The organism is Streptomyces sp. NPDC046122, from assembly GCF_056429965.1.
Genome location: NZ_JBWKLQ010000011.1, coordinates 95,253 through 114,565, shown reverse-complemented (window position 1 = coordinate 114,565; position 19,313 = coordinate 95,253). Strand labels below are relative to the sequence as shown.

General features: G+C 71.0%; 20 protein-coding genes. 19 read left to right on the top strand and 1 reads right to left on the bottom strand.

The annotated features are described in order from the left end of the window. Positions 1–230 precede the first annotated feature (230 nt). The 8 genes from aroC (at position 231) to nusB (ending at position 6,810) form a co-directional block, all read left to right on the top strand. Complete coding sequence (aroC, locus tag AC07FK_RS25380; protein ID WP_479107242.1) at positions 231–1,415, top strand: chorismate synthase; 1,185 nt, start codon at positions 231–233, stop codon at positions 1,413–1,415. A 38-nt stretch (positions 1,416–1,453) separates the two neighbouring features. Then, complete coding sequence (locus tag AC07FK_RS25375; RefSeq protein ID WP_479107303.1) at positions 1,454–1,936, top strand: shikimate kinase; 483 nt, start codon at positions 1,454–1,456, stop codon at positions 1,934–1,936. Next, positions 1,933–3,027, top strand: coding sequence for a 3-dehydroquinate synthase (gene aroB / locus AC07FK_RS25370; protein ID WP_479107241.1), 1,095 nt, complete (start codon positions 1,933–1,935; stop codon positions 3,025–3,027). The genes AC07FK_RS25375 and aroB overlap by 4 nt, the downstream gene beginning before the upstream one ends. Then, positions 3,024–3,470: a type II 3-dehydroquinate dehydratase gene (locus AC07FK_RS25365; RefSeq protein ID WP_479107240.1), complete on the top strand. Its 447-nt coding sequence runs from the start codon at positions 3,024–3,026 to the stop codon at positions 3,468–3,470. Before aroB ends, AC07FK_RS25365 begins: the two co-directional genes overlap by 4 nt. 120 nt (positions 3,471–3,590) lie before the next feature. Then, positions 3,591–4,463: a Pro-rich N-terminal domain-containing protein gene (locus AC07FK_RS25360; protein WP_479107239.1), complete on the top strand. Its 873-nt coding sequence runs from the start codon at positions 3,591–3,593 to the stop codon at positions 4,461–4,463. 172 nt (positions 4,464–4,635) lie between these two features. Continuing rightward, complete coding sequence (locus AC07FK_RS25355; RefSeq protein WP_479107238.1) at positions 4,636–5,742, top strand: aminopeptidase P family protein; 1,107 nt, start codon at positions 4,636–4,638, stop codon at positions 5,740–5,742. Positions 5,743–5,812: 70 nt separating this feature from the next. Beyond that, a complete protein-coding gene (efp, locus tag AC07FK_RS25350; protein ID WP_138894955.1) occupies positions 5,813–6,379 on the top strand; it encodes an elongation factor P in 567 nt (188 codons plus the stop codon). 2 nt (positions 6,380–6,381) lie between these two features. Beyond that, complete coding sequence (gene nusB, locus AC07FK_RS25345) at positions 6,382–6,810, top strand: transcription antitermination factor NusB (RefSeq protein ID WP_453407602.1); 429 nt, start codon at positions 6,382–6,384, stop codon at positions 6,808–6,810. Positions 6,811–7,003: 193 nt separating this feature from the next. Here nusB and bldD read toward each other — a convergent pair whose 3' ends face one another. Continuing rightward, positions 7,004–7,504 carry a transcriptional regulator BldD gene (bldD, locus tag AC07FK_RS25340; RefSeq protein WP_447030540.1) on the bottom strand — a complete coding sequence of 167 codons (501 nt, stop codon included), beginning with the start codon at positions 7,502–7,504 and terminating at the stop codon, positions 7,004–7,006. A gap of 195 nt (positions 7,505–7,699) precedes the next feature. Between bldD and pyrR the strand changes: the two genes are divergently transcribed. From pyrR to rpoZ, 11 genes are all read left to right on the top strand, one after another. Beyond that, positions 7,700–8,275, top strand: a complete 576-nt coding sequence (gene pyrR / locus AC07FK_RS25335; RefSeq protein ID WP_386718671.1) for a bifunctional pyr operon transcriptional regulator/uracil phosphoribosyltransferase PyrR — start codon at positions 7,700–7,702, stop codon at positions 8,273–8,275. Between the two features lie 97 nt (positions 8,276–8,372). Further along, a complete protein-coding gene (locus tag AC07FK_RS25330; RefSeq protein ID WP_479107237.1) occupies positions 8,373–9,359 on the top strand; it encodes an aspartate carbamoyltransferase catalytic subunit in 987 nt (328 codons plus the stop codon). A 2-nt stretch (positions 9,360–9,361) separates the two neighbouring features. Next, the gene (locus AC07FK_RS25325) at positions 9,362–10,657 is read left to right on the top strand and encodes a dihydroorotase (protein WP_479107236.1); all 1,296 of its coding nucleotides are present in this window, start codon (positions 9,362–9,364) and stop codon (positions 10,655–10,657) included. After that, positions 10,654–11,238: a PH-like domain-containing protein gene (locus AC07FK_RS25320; protein WP_479107235.1), complete on the top strand. Its 585-nt coding sequence runs from the start codon at positions 10,654–10,656 to the stop codon at positions 11,236–11,238. Before AC07FK_RS25325 ends, AC07FK_RS25320 begins: the two co-directional genes overlap by 4 nt. Then, on the top strand, positions 11,235–12,374 hold the full coding sequence (gene carA, locus AC07FK_RS25315; protein WP_479107234.1) for a glutamine-hydrolyzing carbamoyl-phosphate synthase small subunit: 1,140 nt from the start codon (positions 11,235–11,237) through the stop codon (positions 12,372–12,374). The genes AC07FK_RS25320 and carA overlap by 4 nt, the downstream gene beginning before the upstream one ends. Further along, positions 12,367–15,678, top strand: a complete 3,312-nt coding sequence (gene carB, locus AC07FK_RS25310) for a carbamoyl-phosphate synthase large subunit (RefSeq protein ID WP_479107233.1) — start codon at positions 12,367–12,369, stop codon at positions 15,676–15,678. The genes carA and carB overlap by 8 nt, the downstream gene beginning before the upstream one ends. A gap of 116 nt (positions 15,679–15,794) precedes the next feature. Then, complete coding sequence (locus AC07FK_RS25305) at positions 15,795–16,904, top strand: quinone-dependent dihydroorotate dehydrogenase (protein WP_479107232.1); 1,110 nt, start codon at positions 15,795–15,797, stop codon at positions 16,902–16,904. Next, a complete protein-coding gene (gene pyrF, locus AC07FK_RS25300; RefSeq protein ID WP_479107231.1) occupies positions 16,901–17,758 on the top strand; it encodes an orotidine-5'-phosphate decarboxylase in 858 nt (285 codons plus the stop codon). Before AC07FK_RS25305 ends, pyrF begins: the two co-directional genes overlap by 4 nt. Positions 17,759–18,015: 257 nt before the next feature. Then, complete coding sequence (locus tag AC07FK_RS25295) at positions 18,016–18,339, top strand: integration host factor (protein ID WP_028814066.1); 324 nt, start codon at positions 18,016–18,018, stop codon at positions 18,337–18,339. A 39-nt stretch (positions 18,340–18,378) separates the two neighbouring features. Continuing rightward, positions 18,379–18,972, top strand: a complete 594-nt coding sequence (gmk, locus tag AC07FK_RS25290; protein WP_453407612.1) for a guanylate kinase — start codon at positions 18,379–18,381, stop codon at positions 18,970–18,972. Between the two features lie 28 nt (positions 18,973–19,000). Then, the gene (gene rpoZ / locus AC07FK_RS25285) at positions 19,001–19,273 is read left to right on the top strand and encodes a DNA-directed RNA polymerase subunit omega (protein ID WP_028814064.1); all 273 of its coding nucleotides are present in this window, start codon (positions 19,001–19,003) and stop codon (positions 19,271–19,273) included. Positions 19,274–19,313: the final 40 nt, after the last annotated feature.

Here is a 19,313-nt window from a genome sequence, read left to right as displayed (position 1 = left end):
ATCGCCACGAGGGTTCGGCCCTGCTTCCGTACGCCCCCGTCGGCGGGCTCACGCGGGCCCCGCGGACCCGTGCCGCCTCCTCCGGGCGTCCCGCGGAGTGAGAAGCGCGTCCGCCTGATGGACCGACGGCCAGGTCGGCCCCCCGGTCGTGGGAGGATCAGGGGTGGCGGGCCAGGGCCGCGCACCCGGTCGCGCCGTCGCAGTTCCAGGCGCGAGCATGAGGAGCACCGTTGAGCAGGTTGCGCTGGCTGACCGCGGGGGAATCCCACGGCCCCGCACTCGTCGCGACGCTGGAGGGCCTTCCCTCCGGTGTCCCCGTCACCACGGAGATGGTGGCGGACGCGCTCGCCCGGCGGCGGCTCGGCTATGGGCGCGGCGCGCGGATGAAGTTCGAGAGGGATGAGGTCACGTTCCTCGGCGGCGTGCGGCACGGCCTGACCATGGGCGGCCCCGTCGCGATCATGGTGGGCAACACCGAGTGGCCCAAGTGGGAGCAGGTCATGTCGGCCGACCCCGTGGACACCGAGGAGCTGGCGAAGCTGGCGCGCAACGCGCCGCTGACCCGCCCGCGTCCCGGCCACGCCGATCTCGCCGGCATGCAGAAGTACGCGCTGGACGAGGCCCGGCCGGTCCTGGAGCGCGCGAGCGCCCGCGAGACCGCCGCCCGCGTCGCGCTGGGCACCGTCGCGCGGTCGTACCTGAAGGAGACCACCGGCGTCGAGATCGTGTCGCACGTCGTGGAGCTGGCCTCGGCCAAGGCGCCGTACGGCGTCCTGCCCGTGCCCGCCGACGAGGCGCGGCTCGACGAGGACCCGGTGCGCTGCCTGGACGCCGACGCGTCGAAGGCGATGGTCGCGGAGATCGACCAGGCCCACAAGGACGGCGACACGCTCGGCGGCGTCGTGGAGGTGCTGGCCTACGGCGTGCCCGTCGGGCTCGGCTCCTTCGTGCACTGGGACCGCCGGCTCGACGCACGGCTCGCCGCCGCCCTGATGGGCATCCAGGCGATCAAGGGCGTCGAGGTCGGCGACGGCTTCGACCTGGCCCGCGTGCCCGGCTCCAAGGCGCACGACGAGATCGTGCCCACCGCCGAGGGCGTACGCCGCACCTCCGGGCGCGCCGGCGGCACCGAGGGCGGCATGTCCACCGGCGAGCTGCTGCGCGTACGGGCCGCGATGAAGCCCATCGCCACCGTGCCGCGCGCGCTCGCCACCATCGACACCGCCACCGGCGAGGTCGCGGCCGCGCACCACCAGCGCTCCGACGTGTGCGCCGTCCCGGCGGCCGGCATCGTGGCCGAGGCCATGGTCGCGCTGGTCCTCGCGGACGCCGTCGCGGAGAAGTTCGGCGGCGACAGCGTCGGCGAGACCCGGCGCAACGTCCGCGGCTACCTCGACAACCTGGTCGTCCGGTGAGCGAGGCAGGCGGCCCCCTGGTCGTACTGGTCGGGCCCATGGGGGTCGGCAAGTCCACCGTCGGCCTGCTGCTCGCCGAGCGCCTGGACGTCGCGTACCGCGACACGGACGCCGACATCGTCGAGGCCGAGGGCCGGCCGATCTCCGAGATCTTCGTCGACGAGGGCGAGGCCCACTTCCGCGCGCTGGAGAGGGAGGCCGTACGGGCCGCCCTCGCCGAGCACCGGGGCGTCCTCGCACTCGGCGGCGGCGCGGTCCTCGACGACGGCACGCGGGCGGCCCTGGCCGGACTGCCCGTCGTCTACCTCTCCATGAACGTCACCGAGGCGATCAGGCGGGTGGGGCTGAACACGGCACGCCCGCTGCTGGCCGTCAATCCGCGCCAGCAGTGGAAGCAGCTGATGGAATCGCGCCGTCATCTGTACGCCGAGGTGGCCCACGCGGTGGTCGAGACGGACGACCGCACCCCCGAAGAGGTCGCCCAGGCGGTCCTCGACGCACTCGAATTGAAGGAAGCATGACGGAGCAGGCAGTCACCCGTATCCACGTCGGCGGCAGTGAGGGCGCGGAGCCGTACGAGGTGCTGGTCGGCCGGCAGCTGCTGGGTGAGCTGCCCGGGCTGATCGGCACCCGGGCCCAGCGCGTCGCCGTCCTGCACCCGGAGGCGCTCGCCGGCACCGGCGAGGCGATCCGCGAGGACCTGGCGGCCCAGGGCTACGAGGCCATCGCGATCCAGCTGCCCAACGCCGAGGAGTCCAAGACCGTCGAGGTGGCGGCGTACTGCTGGAAGGCGCTCGGGCAGACCAACTTCACGCGGACGGACGTCATCGTCGGCGTGGGCGGGGGAGCCACCACCGACGTGGCCGGCTTCGTGGCCGCGACCTGGCTGCGCGGGGTGCGCTGGATCGCCGTGCCGACGACCGTGCTCGGCATGGTCGACGCGGCCGTCGGCGGCAAGACGGGCATCAACACCGCCGAGGGCAAGAACCTCGTCGGCGCCTTCCACCCGCCCGCCGGTGTGCTCTGCGACCTGGCGGCGCTGGACTCGCTGCCGGTCAACGACTACATCAGCGGCCTCGCCGAGATCATCAAGGCGGGCTTCATCGCCGACCCGGTGATCCTCGACCTGATCGAGGAGGACCCGACGGCGGCCCGTACGCCCGAGGGCCCCCGCACGGCCGAGCTGATCGAGCGCGCCATCCGGGTCAAGGCCGACGTGGTGTCGAGCGACCTGAAGGAATCGGGCCTGCGCGAGATCCTCAACTACGGCCATACGCTCGCGCACGCCATCGAGAAGAACGAGCGCTACAACTGGCGTCACGGCGCCGCCGTCTCCATCGGCATGGTCTTCGCCGCCGAACTGGGCCGTCTCGCGGGCCGGCTCGACGACGAGACCGCCGACCGGCACCGCACGGTGCTGGAGTCGGTCGGGCTGCCCCTCGCCTACCGGGGCGACCAGTGGCCCAAGCTGCTGGAGACCATGAAGGTCGACAAGAAGTCGCGCGGCAACCTGCTGCGCTTCATCGTCCTGGACGGGCTCGCCAAGCCGACCGTCCTCGAAGGCCCCGACCCGGCGGTGCTGCTCGCCGCCTACGGCGAGGTGTCCAAGTGACCGCCGCCCGGCGCGTGTTCGTCCTGAACGGACCCAACCTGGGCAGGCTCGGCTCGCGCGAGCCCGACGTGTACGGCGCGACGTCGTACGCCGGGCTCGTCGCGGAGTGCGGACGGCTCGGCAAGGAGCTCGGCTTCGACGTCGAGGTGCGCGAGACCAACGACGAGGGCGAGCTGATCCGCTGGCTCCACGAGGCCGCCGACGGGGCGATTCCGGTCGTCCTCAACCCGGGAGCCTTCACGCACTACTCGTACGGAATGCGGGACGCGGCGGCCCAGCGCACCGCGCCGCTCATCGAGGTGCACATCTCGAACCCGTACACCCGTGAGGAATTCCGCCACACCTCGGTGGTCGCCGCGGTGGCCAGCGGTACGGTCGCCGGCTTCGGCATCGGCTCCTACCGGCTCGCCCTGCGCGCCCTCGCCGAGGAACTCGGCGGCTGACGGGGCACTCTGGACCCGCCCCCGCCGTTCACAGTAGAACGGCGGGGGCAGGTACCTTTCGGTAGGCCCGGGCCGTCCTGGCCCGCCAAGAGTCGCCTGTACGAGACGGAGTCGCACCGGATGCAGCACGCAGTGGGGGCTCCGCTGCCACCGCCCCAGAGGCCCGCCGCCGGGTGGGCACACGGCGCCCCGCACCCCGCCGGGCCCCATGCCGGGCCGCCTGCCGGGCCCGCCGGACCTCCCGCGCCCCACGGGCCCCCGCACCCGCCCCAGGCCCCGCAGGCCCCCGCTCCCGGCTGGAACGGGGCCGCCCAGCACGGTCCGCACGCTCCGATGCCGCCCTCACGGGAGAGCACCGGGCACATCCAGCTGCCGCCCGGCGGCCCGGTGCCCGTCCCGGCCCCGCCGCCGGCCGCCGCGCCCACCGACACCGGCGGCACGACGCTCGCGGTGCTGCTCATCGGCCCGGCGGGCGCGGGCAAGACGACCGTCGCCAAGCACTGGGCGCGGCACCGCCGGGTGCCGACCGCGCACATCAGCCTGGACGACGTACGCGAATGGGTGTGCTCGGGGTTCGCCGACCCGCAGTCCGGCTGGAACGACCAGTCCGAGGCCCAGTACCGCCTGGCCCGCCGCACGTGCGGCTTCGCCGCCCGCAACTTCCTCGCCAACGGCATCTCGTGCATCGTCGACGACGCGGTCTTCCCGGACCGTCCCGTCGTCGGGCTCGGTGGGTGGAAGCGCCACGTGGGGCCCGGGCTGCTGCCCGTGGTCATCCTCCCCGGCCTGGAGATCGTGCTGGAGCGCAACGCGCAGCGAAGCGGCAACCGGCGCCTCTCGGACGAGGAAGTCGCCCGTATCCACGGCCGGATGGCCGGGTGGTACGGGTCGGGGCTGCCGATCATCGACAACTCGCAGTACGACGTGCCGACCACGGCCCGCGTCCTGGACGAGGTGCTGGCCCGCTCCATAGCCAGCCCGCCCGCCTGGTAGCGACCCCGGACCGCTCGGCGGCGGCTGAGAACGCGCCGGACCGCGTGGCGGCTGAGAACGCGCCGCCGCGCGGCCGACGGGAGGCGCACCCCTGCTCCGTACCGGGGGGCCGCGCCGCCCGGTCGGACGCGCTGAACCGGCCGGACGGCGGCCGCGCTCGTACGCTCGAGACATGTCAGAGCTGTATGCGGTCCGCCGTGGACGGCTGCGCGACCGGTGCGCGGCTGCCGGCAGCGCCGCCGCACTGGTCTCCCGTCCCGCCAACGTCCGCTACCTCGCCGGCGGGGCGCCACCCGGCGCCGTACTGCTGCTCGGTCCGGACGAGGACGCGCTCATCTGCCCCGGTGCGTCGGTGACCGACGCAGCGCAGGGCCGCCCCGACGAACAGCTGCGGGTCACGGTGCTGCCCGCGCCCGGCGGCGACACCGTCGTCGCGGCGGCGCGCACGGCCTCGGCGGCCGGCGCCGAGTCGCTCGCCGTCGAGGAGAACCATCTGACCGTGGCCCGGCACCGGGCTCTGGGCTCCGTCGCGCCCCGGCTGCGCCTGGGCGACCTCTCCGGCGCCGTCGAGCAGCTGCGGATCGTCAAGGACGAGGAAGAGATCGCCTGCCTGCGGATCGCGGCGGAGATCACCGACCAGGCCCTCGGAGAGCTGCTCGAATCGATCCTGGTCGGTCGCACGGAGCGGCACCTGGCGCTGGAGCTGGAGCGCCGCCTGGTCGACCACGGCGCCGACGGGACCGCCTTCCCCACCTCCGTCGCCACCGGACCGAACGCGGGCCTCGGGCGGCACCGACCGTCGGACCGGCGGGTCGAGGAGGGTGATTTCCTCTCCGTCTGCCTGGGCGCGAACTACCGCGGCTACCGCTGCGAGATCGGCCGTACCTTCGTTATCGGCACGACGCCCGCCGACTGGCAGATCGAGCTGTACGACATCGTATTCGCCGCTCAGCGGGCGGGCCGGGAGGCGCTCGTGCCGGGCACGGAGTACCGGGAAGTCGACCGGGCGGCACGCCACGTACTCGCCGCCGCGGGCCATGGCGAGGTCCTGGCGCCGCGGACCGGACACGGTGTCGGGCTCGAAATCGAGGAGGACCCGCAGTTGGCACCTGCGGCCATGGGTAAACTGGACGCTTGTGTGCCGGTCACCGTCGAACCGGGGGTCCACCTCCCGGGCCGGGGCGGTGTCCGGATCGATGACACGCTCGTCGTGCGCCCCGATGCGGACGGCGGACCCGAGCTACTCACCATCACGACCAAGGAGCTGCTCGCGCTGTAGTTCAGCGCCACACTGCGACCTCCAGGTCACAGCAGCCCCACCAGCCTTCAGTCCAGGAGATTCCGCAACCGTGGCTTCCACGAACGACCTCAAGAACGGCATGGTGCTCAAGCTCGACGGGGGCCAGCTCTGGTCCGTCGTCGAGTTCCAGCACGTCAAGCCCGGCAAGGGCCCTGCCTTCGTGCGCACCAAGCTCAAGAACGTGCTCTCCGGCAAGGTCGTCGACAAGACCTTCAACGCCGGCGTGAAGGTCGAGACGGCCACCATCGACCGACGCGACATGCAGTTCTCGTACATGGACGGCGAGTACTTCGTCTTCATGGACATGGACACCTACGACCAGCTCATGGTCGACCGCAAGTCCGTCGGCGACGCCGCCAACTTCCTGATCGAGGGCTTCACCGCCTCCGTCGCCCAGCACGAGGGCGAGGTGCTGTACGTCGAGCTGCCCGCCGCGGTCGAGCTGACCGTCAAGCACACCGACCCGGGCGTCCAGGGCGACCGCTCCACCGGCGGCACCAAGCCGGCCACGCTGGAGACGGACCACGAGATCCAGGTCCCGCTCTTCATCACCACCGGTGAGAAGATCAAGGTCGACACCCGCACGAGCGATTACCTCGGCCGGGTGAACAGCTAACCGTGGCTGCCCGGAACACGGCGCGCAAGCGCGCCTTCCAGATCCTTTTCGAGGCCGACCAGCGCGGCGAGTCCGTGCAGACGGTCCTCGCGGACTGGATGCGGCACGCCAGGACCGACACCCGTCAGCCGCCGGTCAGCGAGTTCACGATGCAGCTCGTCGAGGGGTACGCGCAGTACGCGGACCGCATCGAGGAGCTCATGGCCACGTACGCGGTCGACTGGGAGATCGACAGGATGCCGGTCGTCGACCGGAACATCCTGCGGCTCGGCACGTACGAGCTGGTGTGGATGGACGAGACGCCCGACGCGGTGGTGATCGACGAGGCGGTGCAGCTCGCCAAGGAGTTCTCCACCGACGACTCACCGTCCTTCGTGAACGGCCTCCTCGGCCGTTTCAAGGACCTGAAGCCGAACCTGCGGCGCGAATAGTCCCCGCCCGGCTCCAAGGACGGCTGAAAGGGCCCGCGGTACGCCTCACGGCGCACCCCGGGCCCTTTCCCCTTGGGGGACCGGTGGAAAGAGGCGGTCTCCGGCGGGAGAACACGCGAAAACGCCGGGTCCTGCGAAGGCTCAAAAGCCTCCGCAGGACCCGGCGTTACGTTTCTGCTGGTGGTGCTCCGACCTAGATGTCGTCGTGGGCGACCGCGCGGCGCGCGTCCGCGTCCAGCACACCCCAGCTGATCAGCTGCTCGGTGAGGACCGAGGGCGACTGGTCGTAGATGACGGCGAGGGTGCGCAGGTCGTCCTGGCGGATCGACAGGACCTTGCCGTTGTAGTCGCCGCGCTGCGACTGGATCGTCGCGGCGTAGCGCTGGAGCGGGCCCGCCTTCTCGGCCGGCACGTGGGCCAGGCGCTCCAGGTCCAGGCGGAGCTTCGGCGGCGGCTCGGCGGCGCCGCCGGGCGTCGTGCCCGGCAGGAGCTCCTGCACCGGTACGCCGTAGAAGTCCGCGAGCTCGGCGAGGCGCTGCACGGTCACGGCGCGGTCGCCGCGCTCGTACGAGCCGACCACGACGGCCTTCCAGCGGCCCTGGGACTTCTCCTCGACACCGTGGAGGGAAAGGCCCTGCTGGGTGCGGATGGCGCGGAGCTTGGCCCCGAGCTGTTTTGCGTATTCGCTGGACATATGGCTCCCCGGACGCAGACTGGTAACTCACTGTGAGGTTACGCAGCGTTACTTGGGTGCGTCAAGCCGAATGGGGCCAGACCGCCTACTCGTGGGGTCTCGCAAGGGTTGCCGAATAGGCCTGGTACGGTGGTGACGCAATTCCGACGTCCTTTAAGGTCCGTCCCGTGAGGCGGAGAAGGAGGTCCGTTTCCAATGGACACGGTTGAATCCGATGCTCCGCGGCCCGTACTCGAGGGCCCTGACATCGAGCGGGTACTGACCCGCATCGCCCACGAGATCGTCGAGCGCGCCAAGGGCGCGGACGACGTGGTGCTCCTCGGCATCCCCACCCGCGGCGTGTTCCTGGCCCGCCGGCTGGCCGCCAGGCTCGAACAGATCACCGGCCGGAAGATGCCGGTCGGCTCCCTCGACATCACCATGTACCGCGACGACCTGCGCATGCGCCCCGCGCGGGCCCTCGCCCGCACCGAGATCCCCGGTGACGGCATCGAGGACCGGCTCGTCGTCCTCGTCGACGACGTACTGTTCTCCGGCCGTACGATCCGCGCCGCGCTCGACGCGCTCGGCGACATCGGCCGCCCGCGCGCCGTGCAGCTCGCGGTCCTCGTCGACCGCGGCCACCGCGAGCTGCCGATCCGGGCCGACTACGTCGGCAAGAACCTCCCCACGTCGCTGCGGGAGACGGTCAAGGTCCAGCTCTCCGAGGAGGACGGCCGCGACGCCGTGCTGCTCGGCCTCCAGCAGACCGCTCCGGCCGGCGAGCAGTAGCGCCTTCCCGTACGGACCCGGACCAGCGGGCCCGTGCGTCGGCCTGCCCTCCTGCCCGCCTCCACACACGCGCCCCTCACGAACCACGGAGCACCAGATGAAGCGTCACCTCATCTCGGCCGCCGACCTCACCCGCGACGACGCCGTGCTGATCCTCGACACCGCCGAGGAGATGGCCCGCGTCGCGGACCGGCCGATCAAGAAGCTGCCGACCCTGCGCGGCCGTACGGTCGTCAATCTCTTCTTCGAGGACTCGACCCGCACCCGCATCTCCTTCGAGGCCGCCGCCAAGCGCCTCTCCGCCGACGTCATCAACTTCTCCGCCAAGGGCTCGTCGGTCTCCAAGGGCGAGTCGCTCAAGGACACCGCGCTCACTCTTGAGGCGATGGGCGCCGACGCCGTCGTCATCCGGCACCACGCCTCCGGCGCGCCCTACCGCCTGGCGACCTCCGGCTGGATCGACGGCGCGGTCGTCAACGCGGGCGACGGCACGCACGAGCACCCCACGCAGGCGCTGCTCGACGCCTTCACGATGCGCCGCAGGCTCGTCGGCGCGGACGCGGGGATCGGGCGCGACCTCGACGGCCGCCGGATCACGATCGTGGGCGACGTACTGCACAGCCGCGTGGCGCGCTCCAACGTCCACCTGCTGCACACCCTCGGCGCCGAGGTCACCCTCGTCGCCCCGCCGACGCTGGTCCCGATCGGTGTCGAGCACTGGCCGTGCCAGGTCGCGTACAACCTCGACGAGGTGCTGCCGAAGTCCGACGCGGTGATGATGCTGCGTGTGCAGCGAGAGCGGATGAACGCCGCCTTCTTCCCGACCGAGCGCGAGTACTCGCGCCGCTACGGCCTGGACGGCGACCGGATGGCCCGGATGCCCGAGCACGCCATCGTCATGCACCCCGGCCCGATGAACCGGGGCATGGAGATCACCGCGCAGGTCGCGGACTCCGACCGCTGCACGGCTGTCGAGCAGGTCGCCAACGGCGTCTCGACCCGGATGGCCGTCCTGTACCTGCTTCTGGGCGGCAACGAATCCGCCATCAGCCCCACCCCCGCACGCACCGAGGAGAGCAAGTAAGCATGAGTGAGACGACGAAGATTCTGCTCCGCGGTGCGAAGGTACTGGGCGGCGAGCCGCAGGACGTCCTGATCGACGGCGAGACGATCGAGGCAGTCGGCACCGGCCTGAGCGCCGAGGGCGCGACCGTCGTCGAGGCCGAGGGCAAGATCCTGCTGCCCGGCCTCGTCGACCTGCACACCCACCTGCGCGAGCCCGGCCGCGAGGACTCCGAGACCGTCCTGACCGGTACGAAGGCGGCCGCGGTCGGCGGCTTCACCGCCGTCCACGCCATGGCCAACACCTTCCCGGTCGCCGACACCGCCGGCGTCGTCGAGCAGGTCTGGCGCCTCGGCAGGGAGTCCGGCTACTGCGACGTGCAGCCTGTCGGCGCCGTCACCGTCGGCCTGGAGGGCAAGAAGCTCGCCGAGCTCGGCGCCATGCACGACTCCGCCGCCGGGGTGAAGGTCTTCTCGGACGACGGCAAGTGCGTCGACGACGCCGTGATCATGCGCCGCGCGCTGGAGTACGTGAAGGCCTTCGACGGCGTCGTCGCCCAGCACGCCCAGGAGCCCCGCCTCACCGAGGGCGCACAGATGAACGAGGGCGTCGTCTCCTCGGAGCTGGGTCTCGGCGGCTGGCCGGCCGTCGCCGAGGAGTCGATCATCGCCCGCGACGTCCTCCTCGCCGCCCACGTCGGCTCGCGCGTGCACATCTGCCACCTCTCCACGGCCGGCTCGGTGGAGATCGTCCGCTGGGCCAAGTCCAAGGGCTGGAACGTCACCGCCGAGGTCACCCCGCACCACCTCCTGCTCACGGACGAGCTGGTCCGGACGTACAACCCCGTCTACAAGGTGAACCCGCCGCTGCGTACCGAGGCCGACGTCATGGCCCTGCGCGAGGCCCTCGCCGACGGCACGATCGACTGCGTGGCCACCGACCACGCCCCGCACCCGCACGAGGACAAGGACTGCGAGTGGGCCGCGGCGGCCATGGGCATGGTCGGTCTGGAGACCGCCCTGTCCGTCGTCCAGCAGACGATGGTCGACACCGGCCTGCTCGACTGGGCGGGCGTCGCGGACCGCATGTCGTTCCGCCCGGCCGCCATCGGACGGCTGGAGGGCCACGGCCGTCCCGTCTCGGCAGGCGAGCCCGCCAACCTCACCCTGGTCGATCCGGATTACCGTGGAGCCGTGGACCCCTCGAGCTTCGCCTCCCGCAGCCGCAACACCCCCTACGAGGGCCGTGAGCTGCCGGGACGCGTCACCCACACCTGGCTGCGGGGCCGCGCAACGGTCGTCGACGGGAATCTGGCGTGACACCTTTCATCCATCTGGCCGCCGGCACCGCGGAGCGGAAGTCGGCCGAAGTGACCGACTGGGCCGCCCGCATCGGCTGGGTCGTCGGACTGCTGCTGTTCATCGCGCTCCTGTACTGGCTGATGCGCCAGGGCTGGAAGTGGCGCGCCACGCTCCAGTCCGACCTGCCGGAACTCCCTACCGCGCCCGAGGCGCCCGGTGCGGCGAAGCTGAGCATGAGCGGCCGTTACCACGGCTCGACGACCGCCGGGCAGTGGCTCGACCGGATCGTGGCCCACGGTCTGGGGACGCGCAGCCGCGCCGAGCTGACGCTCACCGACGCGGGACTCGACGTCGTACGCCCCGGGGCGAGCGACTTCTTCGTCCCCGCCGGGCAGCTGCGCGAGGCCAGGCTCGACAAGGGCATCGCGGGCAAGGTCCTCGCCGAGGGCGGCCTGCTGGTCGTCACCTGGCAGCACGGCGACAAGCTCATCGACTCCGGTTTCCGCTCCGACCGCGCGGCCGAGCACACGGCCTGGGTCGAGGCCGTCAACTCCATGACAAGCAGTTCAAGCATTTCTACGGAAGGCACCGCACGATGACGATCTCCACCCGGGGAGCCGCAGCCAAGGCTCCCGCCGTACTCGTCCTGGAGGACGGCCGCAGCTTCCGCGGCCGTGCCTACGGGGCCGTGGGGGAGACCTTCGGCGAGGCGGTGTTCAACACCGGCATGACCGGATACCAGGAAACCCTCACCGACCCGTCGTACCACCGCCAGGTCGTCGTGATGACGGCCCCGCACGTCGGCAACACCGGTGTGAACGACGAGGACGACGAGTCGGCGAAGATCTGGGTCGCCGGTTACGTCGTACGCGACCCCGCGCGCGTCCCGTCCAACTGGCGCTCCAGCCGCTCGCTCGACGAGCAGCTCGTCGGCCAGGGCATCGTGGGCATCAGCGGCATCGACACCCGCGCCCTCACCCGCCACCTGCGCGAGCGCGGCGCGATGCGCGTCGGCATCTTCTCCGGCGAGGCGCTGGCCGACGAGGAGACGCTGCTCGCCCGTGTGCGGAAGGCCCCGCAGATGGCGGGCGCCTCGCTCGCCGCCGAGGTCGCCACCAAGGAGCCGTACGTCGTCCCCGCGATCGGCGAGAAGAAGTTCACCGTCGCCGCGATCGACCTCGGCATCAAGGGCATGACGCCGCACCGCATGGCCGAGCGCGGCATCGAGGTGCACGTCCTGCCGGCCACCGCCACGCCCGAGGAGGTGTACGCCGTCGCGCCCGACGGCGTATTCCTCTCCAACGGCCCCGGCGACCCGTCCACCGTCGACCTCACCGCCGTCAAGGCCGTCCTGGACCGCAAGACGCCGCTGTTCGGCATCTGCTTCGGCAACCAGATCCTGGGCCGCGCGCTCGGCTTCGGCACGTACAAGCTGAAGTACGGGCACCGCGGCATCAACCAGCCGGTGCAGGACCGTACGACCGGCAAGGTCGAGGTCACCGCGCACAACCACGGCTTCGCCGTCGACGCGCCGCTGGACCGGGTCTCCGAGACCCCGTACGGGCGCGCCCAGGTGTCCCACGTCTGCCTGAACGACGACGTGGTCGAGGGCCTCCAGCTGCTCGACCAGCCCGCGTTCAGCGTCCAGTACCACCCCGAGGCAGCAGCGGGTCCGCACGACGCCGCGTACCTGTTCGACCGCTTCGTACAGCTCATGGAGGGCCAGCGTGCCTAAGCGCACCGATATCCAGTCCGTCCTGGTCATCGGCTCCGGTCCGATCGTCATCGGCCAGGCCGCGGAGTTCGACTACTCCGGCACGCAGGCCTGCCGCGTCCTCAAGGCCGAGGGCCTGCGCGTCATCCTGGTCAACTCCAACCCGGCGACGATCATGACCGACCCGGAGATCGCCGACGCCACGTACGTCGAGCCGATCACCCCGGAGTTCGTCGAGAAGATCATCGCCAAGGAGCGCCCCGACGCGCTGCTGCCGACCCTCGGCGGCCAGACCGCGCTCAACACCGCGATCTCCATGCACGAGCAGGGTGTGCTGGAGAAGTACGGCGTCGAGCTCATCGGCGCCAACGTCGAGGCCATCCACAAGGGCGAGGACCGCGACCTCTTCAAGGGCGTCGTCGAGGCCGTCAAGGGGAAGATCGGGTACGGCGAGTCCGCCCGCTCGGTCATCTGCCACTCCATGGACGACGTCATCGCCGGCGTCGAGACGCTCGGCGGCTACCCCGTCGTCGTCCGCCCGTCCTTCACCATGGGCGGCGCCGGATCGGGCTTCGCGCACAACGAGGACGAACTGCGCCGCATCGCCGGGCAGGGCCTCACGCTCTCGCCGACCACCGAGGTGCTCCTCGAGGAGTCCATCCTCGGCTGGAAGGAGTACGAGCTGGAGCTGATGCGCGACAAGAACGACAACGTCGTGGTCGTCTGCTCCATCGAGAACTTCGACCCGATGGGCGTGCACACCGGCGACTCGATCACCGTGGCCCCCGCGATGACGCTCACCGACCGCGAGTACCAGCGGCTGCGCGACGTCGGCATCGCGATCATCCGCGAGGTCGGCGTCGACACCGGCGGCTGCAACATCCAGTTCGCCGTCAACCCCGACGACGGCCGGATCATCGTCATCGAGATGAACCCCCGCGTCTCCCGCTCCTCGGCGCTCGCCTCCAAGGCGACGGGCTTCCCGATCGCGAAGATCGCCGCCCGTCTCGCCGTCGGCTACACGCTTGACGAGATCCCGAACGACATCACCGAGAAGACCCCGGCCTCCTTCGAGCCCACGCTCGACTACGTCGTCGTCAAGGTGCCCCGCTTCGCGTTCGAGAAGTTCCCGCTCGCCGACGCGACCCTCACCACCACCATGAAGTCCGTGGGCGAGGCCATGGCGATCGGCCGCAACTTCACCGAGGCGCTCCAGAAGGCCCTGCGCTCGCTGGAGAAGAAGGGCAGCCAGTTCGCCTTCACCGGCGAGCCGGGCGACAAGGCCGACCTCCTGGAGATCGCGAAGGTCCCCACCGACGGCCGCATCAACACCGTCATGCAGGCCATCCGGGCCGGCGCCACCCCCGAGGAGATCTTCGACGCGACGAAGATCGACCCGTGGTTCGTGGACCAGATGTTCCTGATCAAGGAGCACGCGGACGACCTCGCCGCCGCCGACAAGCTCGACCCCGAGCTGCTCGCGGAAGCAAAGCGCCACGGGTTCTCCGACGCCCAGATCGCCGACATCCGCGGCCTGCGCGAGGACGTCGTACGCGAGGTCCGGCACGCGCTCGGGGTCCGCCCGGTCTACAAGACGGTCGACACCTGCGCCGCCGAGTTCGCCGCGAAGACGCCGTACTTCTACTCCTCGTACGACGAGGAGTCCGAGGTCGCGCCGCGCGAGAAGCCCGCCGTGATCATCCTGGGCTCGGGCCCGAACCGCATCGGCCAGGGCATCGAGTTCGACTACTCCTGCGTCCACGCCTCCTTCGCGCTCAGCGACGCCGGCTACGAGACCGTGATGGTCAACTGCAACCCCGAGACCGTCTCCACCGACTACGACACCTCCGACCGCCTGTACTTCGAGCCGCTGACGCTCGAGGACGTGCTGGAGATCGTCCACGCGGAGTCCCTCGCGGGCCCGATCGCGGGCGTCGTCGTGCAGCTCGGCGGCCAGACCCCGCTGGGCCTCGCCCAGGCGCTCAAGGACAACGGCGTCCCGGTCGTCGGCACCCCGCCGGAGGCCATCCACGCCGCCGAGGACCGCGGCGCGTTCGGCCGCGTGCTCGCCGAGGCCGGCCTGCCCGCGCCCAAGCACGGCACCGCGACGACGTTCGACGAGGCCAAGGCCATCGCCGACGAGATCGGCTACCCGGTCCTCGTGCGTCCGTCGTACGTGCTCGGCGGCCGCGGCATGGAGATCGTGTACGACGAGACGCGCCTGTCCTCGTACATCGCCGAATCCACCGAGATCAGCCCCACCCGGCCGGTCCTGGTCGACCGCTTCCTCGACGACGCGATCGAGATCGACGTCGACGCGCTCTACGACGGCACCGAGCTCTACCTCGGCGGCGTCATGGAGCACATCGAGGAGGCCGGCATCCACTCCGGCGACTCCGCCTGCGCGCTGCCCCCGATCACCCTCGGCGGCTTCGACATCAAGCGGCTGCGGGTCTCGACCGAGGCCATCGCCAAGGGCGTCGGCGTACGCGGACTGATCAACATCCAGTTCGCCATGGCGGGCGACATCCTGTACGTCCTGGAAGCCAACCCGCGCGCCTCGCGCACCGTCCCCTTCACCTCGAAGGCGACCGCGGTGCCGCTCGCGAAGGCCGCCGCCCGCATCTCGCTGGGCGCGACCGTCGCCGAACTGCGCGCGGAGGGCATGCTGCCGAAGACCGGCGACGGCGGCACGCTGCCGCTGGACGCGCCGATCTCCGTCAAGGAGGCCGTGATGCCGTGGAGCCGCTTCCGCGACATCCAGGGCCGCGGCGTGGACACCGTGCTCGGCCCGGAGATGCGCTCGACCGGCGAGGTCATGGGCATCGACTCGGTCTTCGGCACGGCGTACGCCAAATCGCAGGCCGGCGCGTACGGACCGCTGCCGACGAAGGGCCGCGCGTTCATCTCGGTCGCCAACCGGGACAAGCGCTCGATGATCTTCCCGGCGCGCGAGCTCGTCGCCCACGGCTTCGAGCTGCTCGCGACCTCCGGCACGGCCGAGGTGCTCCGGCGCAACGGCATCAACGCCACCGTCGTGCGCAAGCAGAGCGAGGGCGAGGGCCCGAACGGTGAGAAGACCGTCGTCGGGCTCATCCACGACGGCCAGATCGACCTCATCGTCAACACGCCCTACGGCACGGGCGGCCGCCTCGACGGCTACGAGATCCGTACGGCTGCCGTGTCGCGCGGCGTCCCCTGCCTCACGACGGTCCAGGCCCTCGCGGCCGCCGTCCAGGGCATCGACGCGCTCAAGCACGGCGACGTGGGCGTGCGCTCCCTCCAGGAACACGCGGAACACCTGACCGCGGCCCGCGAGGTCTAGCGGCACACGAGGGGGACACCGGCTGCGGTGTCCCCCTCGTCATGAGACCCGAGCCTTCATGAGCCCTGAGCCCTGAGTCCGGGCCGCCCTCGCCGGCCTCCTGAGGAAAGCACCCCATGTACAAACTCTTCTTCGACATCGTCTTCAAGCGCATGGACCCCGAGCGGGCCCACTACACGGCCTTCCGCTGGATCCGCCTCGCCGCCCGCGTCCCGGTCCTGCGCACCTTCGTCGCCGCCCTCCTCGCGCCGCGGTACACCGCGCTGCGCACCGAGGCGCTCGGTCTGCGCATGCACGGCCCGTTCGGCCTCGCCGCCGGCTTCGACAAGAACGCGGTGGCCATCGACGGCATGTCGATGCTCGGCTTCGACCACGTCGAGATCGGCACGGTCACCGCCCAGCCGCAGCCGGGCAACCCCAAGAAGCGCCTCTTCCGCCTTGTGAAGGACCGCGCGCTCATCAACCGCATGGGGTTCAACAACGAGGGCTCCGAAGCCGTCGCCGCCCGCCTGGCGGCCCGCAACCCGGTGTTCAAGACGGTCGTCGGCGTCAACATCGGCAAGACCAAGGTCGTTCCGGAGGAGGAGGCCGTCGCCGACTACGTCGCCTCCACCGAGCGCCTCGCCGCGCACGCCGACTACCTGGTCGTGAACGTCTCGTCCCCGAACACCCCGGGACTGCGCAACCTCCAGGCCACGGAGTCGCTGCGCCCGCTGCTGACCGCCGTCCGCGAGGCGGCCGACCGCACGGTCACCGGCCGCCGGGTGCCGCTGCTGGTGAAGATCGCGCCCGACCTGGCCGACGAGGACGTCGACGCCGTCGCCGACCTGGCGCTGGAACTCGGCCTGGACGGCATCATCGCCACCAACACCACCATCGCGCGCGAGGGCCTGGGCCTGAAGTCCGACCCGGCCCTGGTCAAGGAGACCGGCGGACTGTCCGGAGCGCCCGTCAAGGCGCGCTCCCTGGAGGTCCTGCGCCGGCTGTACGCCCGCGTGGGCGGCCGCCTCACCCTCATCGGGGTCGGAGGCATCGAGAACGCCGACGACGCGTGGCAGCGCATCCTGGCGGGCGCCACGCTCGTGCAGGGCTACAGCGCCTTCATCTACGAGGGCCCCTGCTGGGCCCGAGCGATCCACCGGGGCCTCGCGGAGCGCCTCGCCGCCAGCCCGTACGCCACCCTCGCCGACGCGGTCGGCGCCGAGACCCGGGAGAGCGCCAAGTGAGCGCAGCGACCGCAGCGACCCCCGAGCCCTTCGGCGCCCGTCTGCGCCGCGCCATGGACACCCGCGGTCCGCTCTGCGTCGGCATCGACCCGCACGCCTCGCTGCTCGACGCCTGGGGCCTGAACGACGACGTCGCGGGCCTGGAGACCTTCACCCGCACCGTCGTCGAGGCGCTGGCCGACCGGGTCGCCGTGCTGAAGCCCCAGTCGGCCTTCTTCGAGCGCTTCGGCTCGCGCGGCATCGCCGTACTGGAGAAGGCGGTCGAGGAGGCCAGGGCGGCCGGCGCGCTGGTGCTCATGGACGCCAAGCGCGGCGACATCGGCTCCACGATGGGCGCGTACGCCGAGACCTTCCTCCACCGGGACTCGCCGCTCTTCTCGGACGCCGTCACCGTGTCGCCGTACCTCGGCTTCGGCTCGCTGCGGCCGGCGCTGGACGCGGCCGTGATCAACGGCTGCGGCGTGTTCGTCCTCGGACTGACGTCCAACCCGGAGGGCGCCGAGGTGCAGCGCGCCACCGCCGCCGACGGCCGTTCGCTCGCACAGCTCATGCTCGACCACATGGCGGCCGAGAACGAGGGCGCCGAGCCGCTCGGATCGGTCGGCGCGGTGGTCGGCGCGACGCTCGGCGACGCAGGAGTCGACCTCGCCATCAACGGTCCGCTGCTCGCTCCGGGCATCGGCGCGCAGGGCGCGACGCCCGCCGATCTGCCGGGTGTCTTCGGGGCCGCCGTCGGCAACGTCGTCCCGAGCGTGAGCCGCGGTGTGCTGCGCTTCGGCCCCGACATAGCCGGACTGCGAGAGTCCGCTTCCCGCTTCGCCGACGAGGTCAGAGCGGCGGTCTCGGCGGCCTGACGGTGGACCGGCGATTCGAGTTGACGCAATCCTGACCGAAAAGCGGGGTGTTATGTCCGATATGCCTGGGTCGATGGAGGCTGACCAGGACTTTTCGCTGCTTCTCGCTGACTGGAGCGGTCCAGACCGCTAGTCTCCGTCGAGAGAAACGCGCAGCTCGTTGTTCGCAACCGGCTGTGCGTGGCTCCCCTGGTGTGGAGCGACAAGGTTCCTCACCGGTCCGTATCCGACAGTTCGACATCCGAGGTGACGTAGGCGTGGCTCTTCCGCCCCTTACCCCTGAACAGCGCGCAGCCGCGCTCGAAAAGGCCGCCGCGGCTCGCCGGGAGCGGGCCGAGGTCAAGAATCGACTCAAGCACTCCGGCGCCTCGCTCCACGAGGTCATCAAGCAGGGACAGGAGAATGACGTCGTCGGCAAGATGAAGGTCTCCGCCCTGCTCGAGTCCCTGCCGGGCGTGGGCAAGGTCCGTGCCAAGCAGATCATGGAGCGGCTCGGGATCTCCGAGAGCCGTCGTGTGCGCGGTCTCGGCTCCAACCAGATCGCCTCTTTGGAGCGCGAGTTCGGCGGCGGAGCCGCCTGACGTTCTCGGGCACCCCCGAGAACCTGGATAATCGCATCCATGGCTGCAACATCCCGGGGGACGACCCCCGTACCCCCGGACGTACGTCCGCGGCTGACCGTGCTCTCCGGCCCCTCGGGTGTCGGCAAGAGCACGGTCGTCGCCCATATGCGCAAGGTCCACCCCGAGGTATGGCTCTCGGTGTCGGCCACCACGCGCAAGCCGCGACCCGGCGAGCGCCACGGCGTCCAGTACTTCTTCGTGAGCGACGACGAGTTCGACAAGCTCGTCGCCAACGGTGAACTGCTGGAGTGGGCCGAGTTCGCCGGCAACCGTTACGGCACGCCCCGGCGTGCCGTGGCCGACCGGCTCGAAGCGGGCGAGCCCGTGCTCCTGGAGATCGATCTCCAGGGCGCGCGGCTGGTCCGCGAGTCGATGCCGGAGGCTCAACTGGTCTTCCTCGCCCCGCCCAGCTGGGACGAGCTGGTCCGCAGGCTGACCGGCCGCGGCACGGAGGCGCCCGATGTCATCGAGCGCCGCCTGGAGGCGGCGAAGATCGAACTCGCCGCGGAGGCGGAGTTCGACACCACCCTGGTCAACACCTCCGTCGAGGACGTGGCGCGCGAGCTGCTAGCCTTGATGGAAGTTGCTTGATCTCTGTTCACTTATCGGAAGGTAGAGCGTGTCCTCTTCCATTTCCACGCCCGAGGGCATCATCAACCCGCCGATCGACGAGCTGCTCGAGGCCACGGACTCGAAGTACAGCCTCGTGATCTACGCGGCGAAGCGTGCGCGTCAGATCAACGCGTACTACTCGCAGCTCGGTGAGGGTCTGCTCGAGTACGTCGGCCCTCTGGTGGACACCCACGTCCACGAGAAGCCGCTCTCGATCGCCCTGCGCGAGATCAACGCGGGTCTGCTGACCTCCGAGGCCATTGAGGGCCCGGCGCAGTAGTCAGCAGGCGCAGGAATCTTTTCCACCACAGGCCCGGCAG